Raw genomic sequence first — 16,713 nt, 5'->3', positions numbered from 1 at the left:
GTCCTCCGCATGACACCAGCGTCCGCCCCTGACATAAAAATGTCAACAGCAGATAGTAATCGCGCGGTCACAATTCTTGCACAGTCTTTAACCTCACCAGAGCGCCACATTGACCTTCCCGTCGGACGCCAGCCGCACCCCCTGGCCGACCAGCTCCCTGGACATGGCGTCCGTCAGGAGCTCGGCCTCCAGTACGTGAGCATGAGCGCGCCCCCCGCCCGGCAGGTCCACGACGAGGATGCCCTTCTCCGGCGCCCCGTCGCGCCCATGCGTCACCGTGTAGCCGGCCACCGTGGCGGGACCGTCGTACAGGGCGACGATCTCCACCGGATCGGCGGTGAAGACAGGTGCGGCATCGCCCAGGGTGCCGCCCGGGTCCGTGGACCAGATCGCGTACGTGTGCTTGGTCAGGTGCATGCCGACCCCTGTCACCAGCCCGTGACCCTGCTGGGCGCGCAGCAGCCCGGCCATGGTGGCCGTCGAGTGCAGGACGTAGTCGCTGGAGGGGCCGCCCGCGTACGGCAGGCCGCCGGTGACCGTCAGGCCGCGCCGGTCGAGGGGGTCCAGCTTGATCGCGTCGCACGCCTGCCGCAGCGCGATCGCGAAGCAGCTGTAGAGGTCGAGCGCGTGGATGTCGTCGAGGCCCAGCCCGGCCCGCGCGAACGCGGCCTCGGCGGTGCGCGCGATGGCCTGCGAGGCGCCGAGCGCGGGCCGCGCCGCCACCTCCCACGTGTCCTCGCCGTAAGCCCAGCCGCGCAGGTACACGCGCTGATCGCGCGGTACGCCGAGCCGGTCGGCGAGCCCGGCGGCGACCAGGACGACGGCCGCGGCCTGGTCGACCTCCCCCACGGCCACGGTGTTGCGCGTGTACGGCCAGCCGATGAAGCGGTTGCCGGTGACCAGTTCCTCCGGAGTTCGGGCGGTACGCCGCCAGGCGTGCGGGTTCGCGGCCGCGACTTCAGTCATCGGCGCCATCATCCGCCCCCGGTCCACCATTTCCTCATCTATCGACATACCGAGGGACGCGCGGCGGGCCGTCTCCATGATCGGGTAGGTGTGTACCGGCAGGAACAGCTCGTGGGCCAGCTCCGCCGGATGCGGCGGCCGTTCCCAGCCGTAGGGCGGCTTGGGATCGGCCGGATGGCTCCACGGCACGTGCTCGCCCGCCTGCCGGTAGGACCGGCGCGTGGCCAACGCCTCGGCGCCGGCGATCAGCGCCGAGTCGAGCTCCCCCGCCGCGATCCTGGCCGCGGCCTCGCCGATGAGGAGTTGCGGGGCCGTACCGCTGACCATGGAGTAGGCCCGGTGCCGGGGCGCGGCGCCGAGGCGGTCGGCGAGCCGGCCGACCGGGGAGTCGTACTGCCACGAGTCGGTGTAGACGAGCTGGATCGAGTCGAGTCGCTCGACCGGCAGCCGCGCCTCGCGAGCCGCCTCGCGCGCGACGTTTTCCCACAGGTCGAGTGGCTCCGGGCCCGGCTGTTCGTGAACGGTGCGCTGGGCCGTACCTATGAGACAGGGGGTGCGTGGATCCATGTCACCCATCTAACCAGAATAACATTCGGTTGATAAGCGGTGGCATTTGATAATCACTGTTACCAGTGGTGCCAGAGGAAATTAACACCGGCATCGACCTGCAGGAATGCTTTCTAGGAATACATGCGATCTAGTTATTTCCATAACGGAATGGAACCGGGCCAGACTTTTTCACGTCGTTTCCTGGCTGTCGGGTTGCGCCATTCATTAACGTTCCGAACGTTTTCCTGGCCCACCGGGGCGCAGTACCCCGCTCTGGGCCGCCGAGAACTGAGAGGAGCTTCATGTATTCCCGAGCAAGGCGTATCGCGATCCCGCTCGCCGGTCTGACGGCCATCGGCCTGGCCGCGGGGATGGTCGGCAGCACCGCCGCCAACGCGACCCCACCCTCCGACGTCGTGTCCAAGAACGCGGCCACTCCCGCGGAGCAGGCGGTCCAGTTCTGGACGCCCGACCGCATCAAGCGGGCGGCCGATTACGACACGAACCTCGACGCACGTTCCAACGGCGTCAAGGGCGTCAACTCCACCCCCGACGGCCCACCCGGATCCGTCCCCCCGATCGGTGAGGAGAAGACCAAAAGCATCAAGAGTAAGCAGGTCAATCTGCCCAACACGGTCGGACGCGTGTTCTTCACGCTGCCGGGGTCGAACCCGGCGAATCCGGCGAGCTGGCGGTACTGCTCGGCCAGTTCCGTGCAGGGCAAGTACCGCAACCTAGTGGCAACGTCGGCCCACTGCGTCTACGACACCAAGAAGGACACCTTCTACGACAACTGGATCTTCATCCCGTCGTACTGGGACGGCAACAACGCCTGGGAGGGCAAGGCCCCCTACGGCATCTACGCCGCCAAGACGTTCAACGCGCATGACGACTTCGTGGTGAAGGAGGACTACGACTACGACTACGCGTTCGTCAACGTCTACAACGGCATCAAGGTCAAGTGGGAGAAGGTCAACGACAAGTGGCAGTGGACGCGGAAGAACGTCGGCCGCCTCGGTGACAACGTCGGCGGCCAGGGCTTCACCTGGAACCGCAGCACCAAGGCGAACGTGTTCTCCTTCGGTTACCCGGCGGGCGAGCACCCCGACGGAGACAAGCCGTTCACCGGCCGCACGATGAAGTGGTGCTACGGCAAGACGGCCCCGATGCCCGCCGCGCCGAAGTACAACCTCCAGGAGCACATCGGCCTCAAGTGCGCCTTCACCGCCGGCGCCAGCGGTGGACCGCTCCTGTACAGCTACAAGAGCTCCACCCGTACCGGTTACCTGATCGGTGTCAACAGCGTCGCGTGGGACACGGACGGTAACGACCGCTACGACCACATCTCGTCGCCGTACTTCAACACCGACACCTACAACGTGTACAAGGCCGCCGCGAACCGGTGGACCGGCAACATGCCGTAGCACCCCACCCTGGGCCCCGGCTACTCCCGGCCGGGGCCCTTCTCACGCGTGATCAAGAAACACACAGGAAAGGCGGATGGACAACGAAGTCGGCTCATGTACTATGCCTCTGACATGCGGAAACGATCCTCACATGGATCGGAGACGCTATCCGGATCGAACCCCTTGACGCACTCCTTATGGGACACAAGTCACGCTTGATCAGATAACGAATCTCCATCCGAGCTGCAATACAGTGAGTGATCTGGAAAAATCCATCGTTACACCCCCAGAAGTACTAACCCCCAAAGGCAAGGCATTTCCATGATCCCCCGGGCATGGCACCTGGTAGCGGCTGCGCTCAGCGCGCTGCTGATGCTGCCTGCCCTCGCGGGGACCGCCTCGGCCGCGCCGAACAGCCGGGTCTACTCGGTCACGCTGGCCAAGTCGGCGGCGGACATGAAGAAGGTCGCCGAATACTGGAAGCCCGACCGGCTCAAGAATGCCGACCAGTACAGCCCCGCCACGCCGGCCTCGCAGTCCTCGCCCACCTCCAAGACCGCCTCCGGTGGCGGCCAGATCGTCCCAGCGAAGAGCCTGCGGGTCGTCCCGGCGAAGAGCCGGCAGATCCCGCCGAACGTCGGACCCGCCCTCCCGAAGGACAGCGCGGCCGCTAAGACCATGGGCAAGGTCTTCTTCCGCTTCGGCGACAAGGAATTTTGGTGCTCGGCCAGCTCGATCGCGGCCAAGAACCGCAGCGTGGTGGCGACCGCCGGACACTGCGCGTACGACTCGCGCCAGGGCAAGCCCGCCGATTACTGGATCTTCGTCCCCAATCCGGGTCCCGGTGGGGCGACGCCCGACGGCATCTACGTGGGCGCGTCGATCAGCATGCACGAGGACTGGCCGGGCAAGGGCGACTACGACTTCGACTACGCGTTCGTGACCGTGCACCGCGGCTTCAAGTGGGTCGAGAAGAACGGCCAGCTCACCATGCAGGATGTGGGCCGGTTGCAGGACAACGTCGGCGGGCAGGGCCTGACGCTCGGCAAGGGCCTGGCTCTCACGATCACCGCCTTCGGCTACCCGGCGGGCCCGCAGCCCGACGGCAGCCACCCGTTCGACGGCAAGACGCTGAAGGTCTGCTCGGGGAGCACAAGACGCACGGTCGCTCCCAGCCTCGACCTTCAGTACGGCGTGCAGCTCCAGCCGTGCGACTTCAGCGCCGGCGCCAGCGGCGGCCCCTGGTTGCTCAACTACCAGCCCGTGCAGAAGCTCGGACTCCTCACCGGGATCAACAGCCTGACCTGGAACAGAGACGCCAAGGGCGCCTACGACGCGGTGTCCTCCCCGACCTTCAACGCCACGACCGGCGAGGTCTACCGACGCGCCGCAGGGCTCGCAACACCGCAAAATGTGACGTAAGTTACACCCAGCGTATCGCCACCCCGAGTGATCAGCCGGTTTCACATCTCGAGATGGTCACGGCCATGATCGTCGCGCTTGACTCCAGTATCGGGTAATTCACACGACCAGAGTCAGACCGATAGGTTCCCGCCTGTCCGTTTGCTGCATTCTGGGGTGCACGAGGCGCCCCGCGTCTGGAGTTTTACCTTGAAGCGCATCCTTCTCCCGGCCGGTAGCGCCGTCCTGGCGACCGGCCTCCTGGCCGCCGGCCTGGCAGGCACCGCTCAGGCACAAGGCGACATCGCCACCGACCCCATGGCCCGCAACACGCAACAGGCCTCCTCGGTCGCGTCCTTCTGGGCCGCGTCGAACTTCGCCGCCCTCCGCTCCGCCACCGCGTACACCTGGGACGCCAAGGAAGTCAGGAAGGTCGTCTCGAAGGGCGGCTACAGCCCCGACGGCAACCCGGGCAGCGCCACTCCCATCGGGGAGGAGAAGAAGGCCCCCGGCAAGGCCCAGAACGTCAACATGCCCAAGACGCTCGGCAAGGTCTTCTTCGTCGACGGCAAGGGCAAGTTCCGCTACTGCTCGGCCACGTCCATCCAGTCGAACTACCGCAACCTGGTCGCCACGGCCGGCCACTGCGTCTACGACACCGACAGCAACAAGGCCCTGCTCGACAACTGGGTCTTCGTGCCCGGCTACTACGAGGGCAAGGCCCCGTTCGGAATCTACGTGGGCAAGCAAGCATTCACCCACACCGACTTCGACGTGTACGAGGACTACGACCGCGACTACGCGTTCGTGACCGTCTACAACGGCATCTCCTTCAACGGCGTCAAGCAGGTGACCAAGAAGGAGTACGACGGCTTCGTCGGCCCCAAGCGGAACTGGGGCGGGCGCTACTACATCCTGCTGTCCAAGGACGCCGGCCGTCTCGGCGACGTCGTCGGCGGCCAGGGCGTGTCGTGGAACCAGCCCACCGGCAAGCAGGTCCGCGCGTTCGGCTACCCGGCCGGCCCGCACCCCGACGGCAACAAGCCCTACAGCGGCGTGACGCCGAAGTGGTGCTACAACAAGACCACCGCCAAGGCCGTGGGCGCTCCGTGGCTGAAGATCGAGGAGCACATCGGCCTCAAGTGCGCCGTGACGCCCGGCTTCGACGGCGGCCCCTGGCTGGCCAACTACAGCAACGGCAAGCGTCTGGGCTACGTCAACGGCGTGACCAGCACCTTCGCCGACCAGGACGGCAACGACCGCATCGACTACATCACCTCGCCGTACTTCGACGGTGAGACGGCCTCTGTGTACAACTCGGCCAAGAACACGTGGTCCGGCAAGATCGTCGGCCCGAACGGCGAGCTGTACAAGTAACCACTCAACACCCAAAAAGGGGCTCGGCCGGGTTCGGCCGAGCCCCTTTTTTGTGCTCCCACAAGATCATTTATGCGGATTTGGCGATATTAGACGGAGCTCGCGCCAATCTGGTTCCTGTGATCTGAGTCACATTGGAGCGACCGCGAAGCGTGTCGCACTCCTCACAGCCCCTTCGCCGAACCCCCTTCATACCCTGCGAAAACGTGGCAATTTGATCACGCTCCGCTAAGATCTCTGACTGGTAACGGAAAGGTCACGACGGTAAGGGCGCCTACCGGATGGGGCAGAACGGCTTTTACCTGCGGAGATCACCACGCTATGTTCCTTGCTATCCCTTTACTGACGCATGGGACGCGTGTTGCGACCCACGACAGAGCAAGGAGCAGTTCCCTTGAAGCGCATCCTCATCCCCGCCGGTGGCGCCATCCTGGCTACCGGCCTTCTGGCTGCCGGCCTCGCCGGTACGGCCACGGCCGCCAGCGACGTAGCCTCCGACCCGATGGCGAAGAGCGCCGCTGACGCCAAGGCCATCGCGGACTTCTGGTCGGCTACCAACAACGCCGCCCTCAAGGCCGCGAAGGAGTCCAACGTCTGGGACTCCGGCGACGTCGCCAAGCTGCAGAGCAAGGGCGGCTACAGCGCCGACAGCAAGCCTGGCTCGTCCGTCCCGATCGGCCAGGAGAAGAAGACCTCCACCAAGGTCCAGAACGTGAACATGCCGAAGACCATCGGCAAGGTGTTCTTCGTCAACAGCAAGGGCGAGAAGAAGTGGTGCTCGGCCACTTCGGTCCAGTCGAAGTACCGCAACCTGGTCGCCACGGCCGGTCACTGCGTCTACGACACGGCCACCAACTCGGACGTCATGTCCAAGTGGGTCTTCGTCCCCGGCTACTACCAGGGCAAGACGCCGTTCGGGATCTACGTGGGTAAGCAGGCCTTCACCCACTACGACTTCGACGTGTACGAGGACTACGACCGCGACTACGCGTTCGTGACCGTGTACAACGGCATCCAGCTCGGTGGCGGTACCGCGAAGAAGGTCTCCAAGGCCGACTTCGAGAAGTACCAGGGCATCAAGGACGCCAAGGACGTCGAGATCTCGCGGGACGAGTTCCGCAAGTGCAAGCTCGACCCGACGTCGATCGAGGCGTGCTGGGCCAAGCGCGGCAGCAAGGCCGAGCCGGCTGGTCCGGACTACCCCAACGCCGAGGTCGCCAAGATCGAGGTCGGCAAGGAGGCGTACGACGCCGCCAAGGTCGGCAAGGGCAACGGGTACAAGTTCGGCGAGCCTGTCACCGAGAACGTCACCAAGGCGGTGTACGACGCCTACAAGGGCCCGGGCACCAAGGCCCAGGACGCTCGTGGCAACTACACCATCACCCACTACTTCACGCAGCAGTGGTTCAAGCCCGGCACGGCGACCAAGTTCTACAAGACCGAGTTCTTCATCATCGAAGGCGCTGCCAAGGACGTCGGTCGCCTGGGTGACGTCGTGGGCGGCCAGGGCGTGTCCTGGAACCAGCCCACGGGCAAGTACGTCCGCGTGTTCGGCTACCCGGCCGCGGCGCACCCTGACGGCCACAAGAACTACACGGGCATCACGCCCAAGTGGTGCTACGGCAAGACCAGCAAGAAGGTCGTCGGCTCGGCCGCCAAGAAGATCGAAGAGCACGTCGCGCTCAAGTGCGCGATGACCGAGGGCGCCGACGGTGGCCCTTGGCTGCTCAACTACAGCAACAGCAAGCGTCTCGGCTACGTGAACGGTGTCACCAGCACCTTCAACGACCAGGACGGCAACAAGCGAGTCGACTACATCTCCTCGCCGTACTTCGACGGTGAGACCGCTGCGGTCTACAAGTCCGCTGCGAACGTGTGGTCCGGCAAGATCATCTAAGTAACACACCGCGACCGTTCCAGGACGGTGCGCACAGTGGTAACTCGCGAAGGGCCCGGCATCGCCGGGCCCTTCGGCGTTCCCGGGCAAATCTGAAGGGCGTTTGGACGCATGGGGCGCCCGGACGGTGCCATCAAGGTGGTGTGATCTGCGTCACATCAGTCGGATCGCAGTCGGGAGGGCGGCACTGGAGCCACCGCAGTCACACTGACAACTTCCTTATGTTGATCTGCGGAAACGGTGTCATCCGGCACTTCCGGCAAGTCATCCTCTATCGCGACTTAAACATCACAGAACGATCACGCCGGACTTAGGGCTGTTTTTCCCTCCAAAGCAGCTACCTAACTTCAAGATCGACACTGTATGTTCCTGGCTATCCCTTTACTGACGCATGGGGCGCAAGAAGCGCTCCACGACAGACCAAGGAGTTACCTTGAAGCGCATCCTCCTCCCCGCCGGTGGCGCCATTCTGGCCACCGGTCTGCTGGCTGCCGGCCTCGCCGGCACCGCTGCGGCCAACGCAACCGGCGACGTCGCGTCCGACGCCCTGGCGAAGACTCAGGCTCAGGCAGAAGAGACCCTGAACTTCTGGACCAAGTCGAACAACGCGGCGCTGAAGCAGGCTGTGGCCTTCAACCCCGACTCCCTCGAGGTTGAGAAGATCTCCCGTGGTGGCGGTTATAGCGCCGACACGAAGCCCGGCTCCTCCCTGCCGATTGGCGAGGAGAAGAAGGTCGCCGTCAAGTCCCAGAACGTCAACATGCCGAAGACCATCGGCAAGGTGTTCTTCGAGGGCCGCGACGGCAAGCTCTACTACTGCTCGGGTACCTCGGTCCAGTCGCAGTACCGCAACCTGGTCGCCACGGCCGGTCACTGCGTCTACGACATCGCCGGCAACGACGAGGTCGTTTCGCGCTGGGTCTTCGTCCCGGGTTACTACCAGGGCAAGACGCCTTACGGTCTGTACGTGGGTAAGCAGGCCTTCACCCACTACGACTTCGACGTCTACGAGGACTTCGACCGCGACTACTCGTTCGTCACCGTCTACAACGGCATCGGCGGCGTGCAGAACAGCGCCTCCAAGGTGGACTGGGCGACCTTCAAGGCCTACGAGGGCGAGAAGTTCGTCAAGGAAGTCGAGGTTGGCTTCGACGAGTACCGCGCCGGGCGTCTCGACCCGAAGCGGGCTGACTACTACGGCATCAAGCGGGGCACGGCCAAGGAGAAGACCGGCCCCGAGTTCCCTGGTGCTGTCGTCGAGAAGGTCGAAGTCACCGCTGACGAGTACCGTCGGGCCGGCTTCGGCACTGGCAACGGCAAGCGTTTCGGTGAGCCCGTCACCTCGGTCGTGACCGAGAGCGAGTACAAGGGGTACCACGGCAAGGGTGACAAGACCCAGGACCGCCGCGGCAACTTCCTCATCACCGAGTACTTCACGCAGCAGTGGTACAAGCCGGGAACGGACACCAAGTTCGTCCGTTACGACCTGTACACCTCCGCTGCCGCGCTGAAGGACGTCGGCCGTCTGGGCGACAACGTCGGCGGCCAGGGTGTGGCGTGGAACCAGGCTCCGGGCAAGGTCGTTCGTACCTTCGGGTACCCCTTCGGCCCCAACCCTGACGGTAGCAAGCCCTACACCGGCGTTACGCCGAAGTGGTGCTACGGCAAGACCGCCAGCAAGGTCGTCAAGATCCCGGCCCGCAAGGTCGAGGAGCAGCAGTCGCTGAAGTGCGCCGTCACCGCCGGTTACGACGGTGGCCCGTGGCTGGCGAACTACAGCAACGCCAAGCGTCTCGGCTACGTCACCGGTGTCACCAGCCTCATCGTTGACCTCGATGGCAACAAGCGCTACGACACGATCACCTCGCCGATCTTCGACGGTGAGACCGCTGCGATCTACAAGGCCGCTGCGGCCTCGTGGTCCGGCAAGCTCGTCAAGTAGTTCGCTGAACCGGACGAGGGCTTAGGTCATCGTCCACCAGCTTTACCGAAGGGCCCGGCATCCTGCCGGGCCCTTCGGCCTTTCTCTTGCACAAACTAGGCCATGACCTGGTACTCCACCATTTCTGTAACACTCCCGAACAATCTGTTACCAGAGTGACCAGAGGGTCGATAGGGTCTTAACAACCTGCTTGTTAACTTTGTGGAGATCCTCAGTGAAGCGCCTGCTCGTCCCCCTGACCGCCGCCAGCCTGAGCGCCGCCGCCCTCACCCTCCCCGCCAACGCCGCCGCCCCCGACTGGGTACAGGACCCGCTCGCGCCCAAGGCCGCCGAGGCCTACAGCAACGCCTACTTCTGGCTCGACGCCAACGGTGCCGCCCTCAAGAAGGCCACGCAGTACAACGTCGACGCCAAGGACGTCCAGAAGCTGGTCTCCACGCAGGCGAAGGCGCCCGACGGCAAGCCCGGCTCGGCCTCCCCCACCGGCACCACGCCCGCCGCCACCAAGACCAAGGCCGTGAACCTGCCCAAGACCATCGGCAAGGTCTTCTTCCTCGACAGCGGCGGCAACTACCGCTGGTGCTCGGCCACCTCCGTCCAGGCCAGGAACCGCAACCTGGTCGCCACGGCCGGCCACTGCGTCTACGAGCGCGGCAAGGACGTCTTCCGCAAGTGGGTGTTCGTCCCCGGCTATTACCAGGGCAAGGCGCCGTTCGGCGTGTACGCGGGCGCCTACGCGTTCACCACCTACGACCTCGACACCTACGACGACTACGACGGCGACTTCGCGTTCGTGGCCGTGCACAACGGCTTCGCGCTCCCCAACGACAAGAAGGTGTCGTTCAAGGAGTTCCAGGAGTGGCGTGGCGACAAGTGGGTCAAGCCGGTTGAGATCAGCCCCGCCGAGTACGCCAAGTGCGTCCTGACCCTCGGCAACTGCTGGTCCGAGGGTGCCGACACCCCGGCCGACAAGGTGGGCCCCGACTATCCTGGCGCGGTCCTGGAGAAGGTCGAGGTCGGTAAGAAGGAGTACGACGCCGCCAGGACCGGCAAGGGCAACGGCTTCAAGTTCGGCGCGCCCGAGACGCTCCCCGTGACGCAGCTGGAGCACGCCGCCTACAAGGGCCTGGGTGAGAAGGGCGTCGACAAGCTCGGCAACTACTCCATCACCCACTACTACACACAAAAGTGGGTCAAGCCCGGCACCTCGCGCAAGTTCTACATGGCCGAGTACGTCATCGGCATCGCCAAGGACCTGGGCCGCCTCGGCGACATCGTCGGCGGCCAGGGTGTCGCCTGGAACCAGCCCATGGGCCAGACCGTCACCGCCTTCGGCTACCCCAGCGCCCCCCACCCCGACGGCGACAAGGCCTTCACCGGCGTGACGCCCAAGTGGTGCGCCGGCAAGACCGGTACGAAGACCTACCAGGTCAACACCTTCAAGGTCGAGACGCACCAGGTGCTGAAGTGCTCCATGACCCCCGGCGCCGACGGCGGCCCCTGGCTGATGAAGTACGACAACAACAAGCGCACCGGCTTCGTCAACGGCGTGACGAGCATGTTCCACGACCAGGACGGCAACGGCCGGATCGACTTCATCAGCTCCGCCTACTTCGACGGCGAGACCGCTGACGTCTACAACAAGGCCCAGTACGCCGCGACCAAGTCGATCGTCGGGCCCAACGGCGAGATGATGCAGTAATAGATAGGTACATAACGAGCCCGCCGCCGGAGATCCGGCGGCGGGCTCATCTAATAGCGGAAAGCTCAAACAGCGGATAGCTCGCGCAGCGCCCGCACCGCGGGTTCGCTCTTGTACGGCTCCAGCCGCCGCCGCAGGTCGGCCGCGTACGAACGAGACCGGACCGACTGCAGCTCACCGGCCAGCTTGAACGCGGTCTCCGCCACCTTGCACGCCTCCTCCAGCTCCCCGCACTGCAGCAACCCGGCCGCCAGGAGCGACAGGTTGAACATCCGCCCGCGCACGTAGCGGCCGTCCATGTCGAGCGAGCGGTGCGCCTGCCGGACGACCCGCTCCCCCTCTCCCAGGTCGCGGAAGCAGTGGGCGAACTTGGCCGCCAGATACGCCTCGTCGAAGTAGCTCAGCCAGGCCGGCTCGTCGGCGGGAGCCCGCGAGTCGAAGGCCACCTCGGCCGCGTGCAGAGCGCTGCCGCAGGAGCGCGCGTCGCCGAGGCCCGCCTGAGCATGTGCCTCCAGCACCAGGCCGGAGCACAGCAGGGTGTGGACGCCCGCGCGGCGGGCCGAGAGCTGGGCGGCCCTGGCCAGGTCGAGCGCGTGGGCGTGCTGACCCATGTAGATGGCCTGGTGCGCCATGCCGGCCAGGATCTCGCCGCCCAGCGCGTGGTCGTCGGCGCCCTGGGCCAGGCGCAGCGCCTGGATCAGGTAGCGCTGGGCCAGGCCGTGCTGCTCCAGGTCGTAGGCCATCCAACCGGCCAGGCGGGTCAGCTCCGCGGCGGCCCCGGCCAGTTGCCTGCCCGTGGCCTCGCCGTAGGCGCCCTCTTTGAGCAGCGGCGAGACCGCGGTGTCGAGGTATTTGATGACCGACGCGCGGACGCGTCCGCTGCCGAACCTGTTGTCGAGCTCACCGAAGGAACGGGTGACCTCGTGGATCGCGGTGATGTCGGCCCTGCCGACGCGGCGTGCGCCGGAGCCGCCCGGGCGTTCCTCCGGCGGGGCCGTCAGCCAGCGGACGGCCCCTACCGAGCCCGCACCAATCGCGAAAGTCGAATCGATCAGGAAGCGCCGCCTCTCCATATCGGCCCGCCACAGCGCCGTCACGGTCGCGACCCCCTCCTTCCACGTGTGCGTGAACTCCTGTCCGAGATCCAGGGGTGTAACGATGGCCGGCATGCCCACCTCCACGGGGGAGAAGGGCCTGCCGAGCCGGAGTGCGAAAATCTCGGTAAGGAGGCACGGCACAGGGTCCCGAGGCCGCTGACCGCCGATCCAGCGCAGCACGGAGCTGTGGTCGTACTTCAGGCCAGGGGTGCCACGCGCGGCTCCCAGGTCGTTGAGGCGCCTGGCCAACCCCTTGTGGGAGAAGCCGGCCTCCGCGATCAGCTGCTGTAGCAGTCGATTGGGCTCGCGTTCCATCGCTCTCCTCGCGGCAACAGGAGTCGGCGCCCGCATCCTTACAGAGAGCCCTCTTTATAGCACGGAGAGTAAAGGAAATTTGGCGGTTTCCTAAGGGAGTTACGGCTTCCCGCAGAACTACAGGCGGGCGACCCCGTCGGCGCGGGCCTGGGCGGCCACGGCGGCGGTCACCGCGGGCGCTACACGCGCGTCGAACGGGCTGGGGATCACGTAGTCGGCCCTGACGTCCGCGCCCACCACGTCGGCGAGCGCGACGGCCGCCGCGACCTTCATGTTCTCGGTGATCGTGGTGGCCCGTACATCGAGCGCGCCGCGGAAGACGCCGGGGAAGGCCAGCACGTTGTTGATCTGGTTGGGGAAGTCGGAGCGGCCGGTCGCGACCACCTTGGCGTACTTCGCGGCCACCTCGGGATGCACCTCGGGGGTGGGGTTGGACAGGGCGAACACGATCGAGTCCGCGGCCATCGAGGCGATGGCCGCCTCCGACACCGTCGAGCCGGACAGGCCGAGGAAGACGTCGGCGCCCGCCAGGGCCTCCTCGGTCGAGCCCTTGTGGCCCGCCTTGTTGGTGTCGCGGGCCAGGGCCTGCTTGACCGGGTTGAGCCCTTCCCTGCCGTCGTAGATCATGCCCTTGGAGTCGGCGACCGCGATGTCGCCGATGCCGGCCTCCAGGAGGATCCGGGTGACCGCGACCCCGGACGCGCCGGCTCCGGCCACCACGGCGCGCAGGTCGCCCAGAGAGCGGCCGGTCAGCCGGGCCGCGTTGGTCAGCGCGGCGAGGGCCACGATGGCGGTGCCGTGCTGGTCGTCGTGGAAGACGGGGATGTCGAGCAGGTCCCGCAGCCGGTCTTCGACCTCGAAGCAGCGGGGCGCGCTGATGTCCTCCAGGTTGATGCCGCCGAACGAGGGCGCCAGTCGTACGACGGTCTCGACCAGGGCGTCGACGTCGGTGCAGTCGAGGCAGATCGGGACCGCGTCGACGCCCCCGAACTCCTTGAACAGCAGCGCCTTGCCCTCCATCACGGGCATGGCGGCCGCCGGGCCGATGTCGCCGAGGCCGAGCACGGCCGTGCCGTCGGAGACGACGGCGACCACATTGGAGACCCAGGTGTAGTCGTTGACGAGTGACGGCGTGTCGGCGATCGCGGTGCAGACGCGGGCGACCCCGGGGGTGTAGGCAAGGGAAAGGTCGTCGGCGTTGCGGACGGGGATGGTGGATCGGACCTCGAGCTTGCCGCCGCGATGCAACGCGAAGGCGGGATCGAGATCGAGGGATTCAACGGAAGCGGGTGTGGTAGTCACAGCGACCCCAGTAGTCATCGGACGGATGAGACCTTCGGCAGACGGCGCGAGAGGCCTGGCTTCGGTAGCCGCCAGGTGCCCCTCCCCGATCGTCTCGTAAGAGGGGTTACGGGGGTCACCCGTCGCTCCATAGTGCCACATGCTGAGATGGGGTCTGTCTCAGGACCGACTCCGTTCTGTTGACGCATTGTTAATTCTCAGATGACGGTCCGCAGCAAAAGGCCATTTAAACTTCACAAAAACCAACTTTCCTTACATATCACTCGAGGAGGCCCGCACATGGCCCTCTGGCCCAGGACGCGCCGTGGCTACACCACCGGTGCGCTCGCCCTGACCGCCGCCCTGGCGCTGTCCGCCTGCGGCAGCACCTCGCAGACGGGCACCAGCGCCTCGTCCTCCGCACCCGCCACAGCGGCGGGCGGAGTACAGCTGGTCGCCCCCGGAAAGCTGACCACCTGCACCAACCTGCCGTACCCGCCGTTCCAGTCCAAGGACGCCAGCGGCAAGGTCGTCGGGTTCGACGTGGACATGATCGACCTGGTCGCCAAGAAGCTGGGCGTGACGCAGGACATCGTGGACATCGACTTCGACTCGATCAAGGGCGGTGCCGCGCTCAGCGCCGCCAAGTGCGACGTCGCCGCCGCCGGAATGACGATCACCGAGGACCGCAAGCAGCATCTCGACTTCTCCAACCCCTACTTCGACGAAGTGCTCGGCCTGGTGACCAAGAAGGGCGCCGGTGTGCCCGACCTCGAGACCGCCAAGAGCAAGAACCTGAGCGTCGGCGTGCAGGCCGGCACGACCAGCCTCACGCTCGCCAAGAGCAAGGGCATCGAGGCCAAGGAGTTCAAGGACTCCGGCAAGCTGCTGCTCGCGCTGCAGTCCGGCCAGGTCGACATGGTGATCCAGGACCTGCCGGTCGTCGTCGACTGGATGAAGAAGCCGAACGTCTCCTCCGCCTATGAGCTGTCCGGCCAGGTGCCGACCCACGCCCAGTACGGCTTCGCCGTCAAGAAGGGCAACGCCGCGCTGCTCAAGGTCATCAACGAGTCCCTGGCCGAGGCCATCAAGGACGGCACCTGGACCAAGGAGTACCAGGAGTGGATGGGCGCCGCGCCCGTCACGACCCCGACGCCCACCTCCTGATCATGACGACCACGCCGACCACGGCTGAGCCCGCGAAAAGCGGGCTCAGCCCCCGCCAGCGCCGCCGCGTCAGCCTCGCCATCCAGTACGCCGTCTTCGTCCTCGTCCTCCTCGCGGTGATCCTGCTCGCGGACTGGCCGAAGATCTTCGAGAACTTCCTGAACGGCAAGGTCGCCGCGGGGATGTTCCCCACGCTGTTCACGGTCGCGTTGAAGAACACCCTGATCTTCACCGTCGCCGGCTATGTGATCGGCTTCGCGCTCGGTCTCGTGCTGGCGCTGATGCGGTTGTCCTCGGTGGTCCCCTACCGGGTGGTCGCCCTCGTCTACATCGAGATCTTCCGCGGCCTGCCCGCGCTGATCATCTTCCTGCTGCTCGGGTTCGGCCTGCCGATCGCGTTCCCCGGGTTCAAGCTCCCCGGCGACGTCTACGGTACGGTGGCGCTCGCGCTGGGCCTGGTGGCCGCCGCCTACATGGCCGAGTCGTTCCGCGCGGGCATCCAGGCGGTGCCCAAGGGTCAGATGGAGGCGGCCAGGTCGCTCGGCATGAAGCCGGGCCGGGCGATGCTCTCCATCATCCTGCCGCAGGCCATCAGGATCGTGATCCCGCCGCTGACCAACGAGCTGATCCTGCTGTTCAAGGACTCCTCGCTGGTCTTCACGCTGGGCGTGACGGCGGCGACCACCGAGCTGACCAAGTTCGGCTCCGACACCACGATCGACCAGGCCAACAGCACGCCGCTGATCGTGGCCGGCGCCACGTACCTGCTGATCACGATTCCGCTCGGGTTCGTGGTACGCCGCCTCGAAGCGCGCCAGGGGAGGAAACGGTGACGCACGCCGTAGAGATCAGGGAACTCCACAAGTACTTCGGCGACAACGAGGTGCTCAAGGGCATCGACTTCACCGTCGAACCCGGTCAGGTGGTCTGCGTCATCGGCCCCTCAGGCTCGGGCAAGTCGACGCTGCTGCGCTGCGTGAACGTGCTGGAGACGCCGACCAAGGGCCGGGTGTTCGTCAACGGCTTGGAGCTGACCCATCCCGACGCCGACATCGACGCGGCCCGGCGGCACGTCGGCATGGTGTTCCAGCAGTTCAACCTCTTCCCGCACCTGACCGCGCTGCAGAACGTGATGATCGCCCAGCAGCGGGTGCTGAACCGGAGCAAGAAGGAGGCCGAGATCGTCGCCAGGGAGAACCTGGCCAAGGTCGGTGTCGGCGACAAGTGCGACGAATATCCCGGCAAGCTCTCCGGCGGACAGCAGCAGCGGGTGGCCATCGCCAGGGCGCTGGCCATGAACCCGGACCTGATGCTCTTCGACGAGCCCACCTCGGCGCTGGACCCGGAGCTGGTCGGCGACGTGCTCGCCGTTATGCGCAAGCTGGCGGAGGAGGGCATGACCATGCTGGTGGTCACCCACGAGATGGGGTTCGCCCGCGAGGTGGCCGACCGCGTGGTGTTCATGGACGGCGGGGTGATCGTCGAGGAGGGGACGCCCACCGAGGTGATCGGCGACCCGAAGCAGGAGCGGACCCGCTCCTTCCTCAGGCGCGTCCTGCACCCGGAGGGCTGACCTTCAGCGGGGCCTCCAAAGCGAGCCCCGCAGCCCCTGA

The 16,713-nt window shown here is 65.9% G+C and carries 12 protein-coding genes; 9 read left to right on the top strand and 3 right to left on the bottom strand.

What is annotated here, in order from left to right; translation table 11 throughout:
• Nucleotides 1-93 precede the first annotated feature (93 nt).
• Complete coding sequence (locus tag AB0C30_RS27625) at nt 94-1,542, bottom strand: acetyl-CoA synthetase (protein WP_357949635.1); 1,449 nt, start codon at nt 1,540-1,542, stop codon at nt 94-96.
• Nucleotides 1,543-1,817: 275 nt separating this feature from the next.
• Here AB0C30_RS27625 and AB0C30_RS27620 point away from each other — a divergent pair, with 275 nt between their 5' ends.
• The 6 genes from AB0C30_RS27620 to AB0C30_RS27595 all read left to right on the top strand — a co-directional run bounded on the left by AB0C30_RS27620 (nt 1,818) and on the right by AB0C30_RS27595 (nt 11,240).
• Nucleotides 1,818-2,939 (top strand): serine protease, encoded by a 1,122-nt coding sequence (locus AB0C30_RS27620; protein ID WP_357949632.1) that lies wholly within the window; start codon nt 1,818-1,820, stop codon nt 2,937-2,939.
• Nucleotides 2,940-3,242: 303 nt separating this feature from the next.
• On the top strand, nt 3,243-4,343 hold the full coding sequence (locus AB0C30_RS27615) for a hypothetical protein (protein WP_357949630.1): 1,101 nt from the start codon (nt 3,243-3,245) through the stop codon (nt 4,341-4,343).
• Between the two features lie 189 nt (nt 4,344-4,532).
• Nucleotides 4,533-5,699: a hypothetical protein gene (locus tag AB0C30_RS27610; RefSeq protein ID WP_357949628.1), complete on the top strand. Its 1,167-nt coding sequence runs from the start codon at nt 4,533-4,535 to the stop codon at nt 5,697-5,699.
• A gap of 394 nt (nt 5,700-6,093) precedes the next feature.
• Nucleotides 6,094-7,596 carry a hypothetical protein gene (locus AB0C30_RS27605; RefSeq protein ID WP_357949625.1) on the top strand — a complete coding sequence of 501 codons (1,503 nt, stop codon included), beginning with the start codon at nt 6,094-6,096 and terminating at the stop codon, nt 7,594-7,596.
• Nucleotides 7,597-8,029: 433 nt separating this feature from the next.
• Nucleotides 8,030-9,538, top strand: a complete 1,509-nt coding sequence (locus AB0C30_RS27600) for a hypothetical protein (protein ID WP_357949622.1) — start codon at nt 8,030-8,032, stop codon at nt 9,536-9,538.
• 214 nt (nt 9,539-9,752) lie between these two features.
• Complete coding sequence (locus AB0C30_RS27595) at nt 9,753-11,240, top strand: hypothetical protein (RefSeq protein WP_357949620.1); 1,488 nt, start codon at nt 9,753-9,755, stop codon at nt 11,238-11,240.
• Between the two features lie 65 nt (nt 11,241-11,305).
• Here the strand turns inward: AB0C30_RS27595 and AB0C30_RS27590 are convergent, their stop codons facing one another.
• Entirely contained in the window at nt 11,306-12,652 is a 1,347-nt protein-coding gene (locus AB0C30_RS27590; RefSeq protein ID WP_357949618.1) for a hypothetical protein, read from the bottom strand.
• A 117-nt stretch (nt 12,653-12,769) separates the two neighbouring features.
• On the bottom strand, nt 12,770-13,972 hold the full coding sequence (locus tag AB0C30_RS27585) for an NADP-dependent malic enzyme (protein WP_357949616.1): 1,203 nt from the start codon (nt 13,970-13,972) through the stop codon (nt 12,770-12,772).
• Between the two features lie 261 nt (nt 13,973-14,233).
• Here AB0C30_RS27585 and AB0C30_RS27580 point away from each other — a divergent pair, with 261 nt between their 5' ends.
• From AB0C30_RS27580 to AB0C30_RS27570, 3 genes are read left to right on the top strand one after another with little or no spacing between them, the layout of a single operon-like run.
• A complete protein-coding gene (locus AB0C30_RS27580) occupies nt 14,234-15,100 on the top strand; it encodes an ABC transporter substrate-binding protein (RefSeq protein WP_357949613.1) in 867 nt (288 codons plus the stop codon).
• Nucleotides 15,055-15,933, top strand: coding sequence for an amino acid ABC transporter permease (locus tag AB0C30_RS27575; RefSeq protein ID WP_357949610.1), 879 nt, complete (start codon nt 15,055-15,057; stop codon nt 15,931-15,933). The genes AB0C30_RS27580 and AB0C30_RS27575 overlap by 46 nt, the downstream gene beginning before the upstream one ends.
• On the top strand, nt 15,930-16,673 hold the full coding sequence (locus tag AB0C30_RS27570; protein ID WP_225301855.1) for an amino acid ABC transporter ATP-binding protein: 744 nt from the start codon (nt 15,930-15,932) through the stop codon (nt 16,671-16,673). The genes AB0C30_RS27575 and AB0C30_RS27570 overlap by 4 nt, the downstream gene beginning before the upstream one ends.
• Nucleotides 16,674-16,713: the final 40 nt, after the last annotated feature.

This window comes from Nonomuraea sp. NPDC048901 (assembly GCF_040649695.1).
GTDB lineage: Bacteria > Actinomycetota > Actinomycetes > Streptosporangiales > Streptosporangiaceae > Nonomuraea.
Note: the sequence above shows the minus strand (reverse complement) of the source record. Positions and strands in the feature narration are given on the sequence as shown.

Bases quoted from the DNA above. Each gene is read 5' to 3' on its own strand.
- AB0C30_RS27580 (WP_357949613.1), top strand. From the start codon at position 14,234: ATGGCCCTCTGGCCCAGGACGCGCCGTGGCTACACCACCGGTGCGCTC.
- AB0C30_RS27590 (WP_357949618.1), bottom strand. From the start codon at position 12,652: ATGGAACGCGAGCCCAATCGACTGCTACAGCAGCTGATCGCGGAGGCC.
- AB0C30_RS27615 (WP_357949630.1), top strand. From the start codon at position 3,243: ATGATCCCCCGGGCATGGCACCTGGTAGCGGCTGCGCTCAGCGCGCTG.
- AB0C30_RS27620 (WP_357949632.1), top strand. From the start codon at position 1,818: ATGTATTCCCGAGCAAGGCGTATCGCGATCCCGCTCGCCGGTCTGACG.
- AB0C30_RS27585 (WP_357949616.1), bottom strand. From the start codon at position 13,972: ATGACTACTGGGGTCGCTGTGACTACCACACCCGCTTCCGTTGAATCC.
- AB0C30_RS27625 (WP_357949635.1), bottom strand. From the start codon at position 1,542: ATGGGTGACATGGATCCACGCACCCCCTGTCTCATAGGTACGGCCCAG.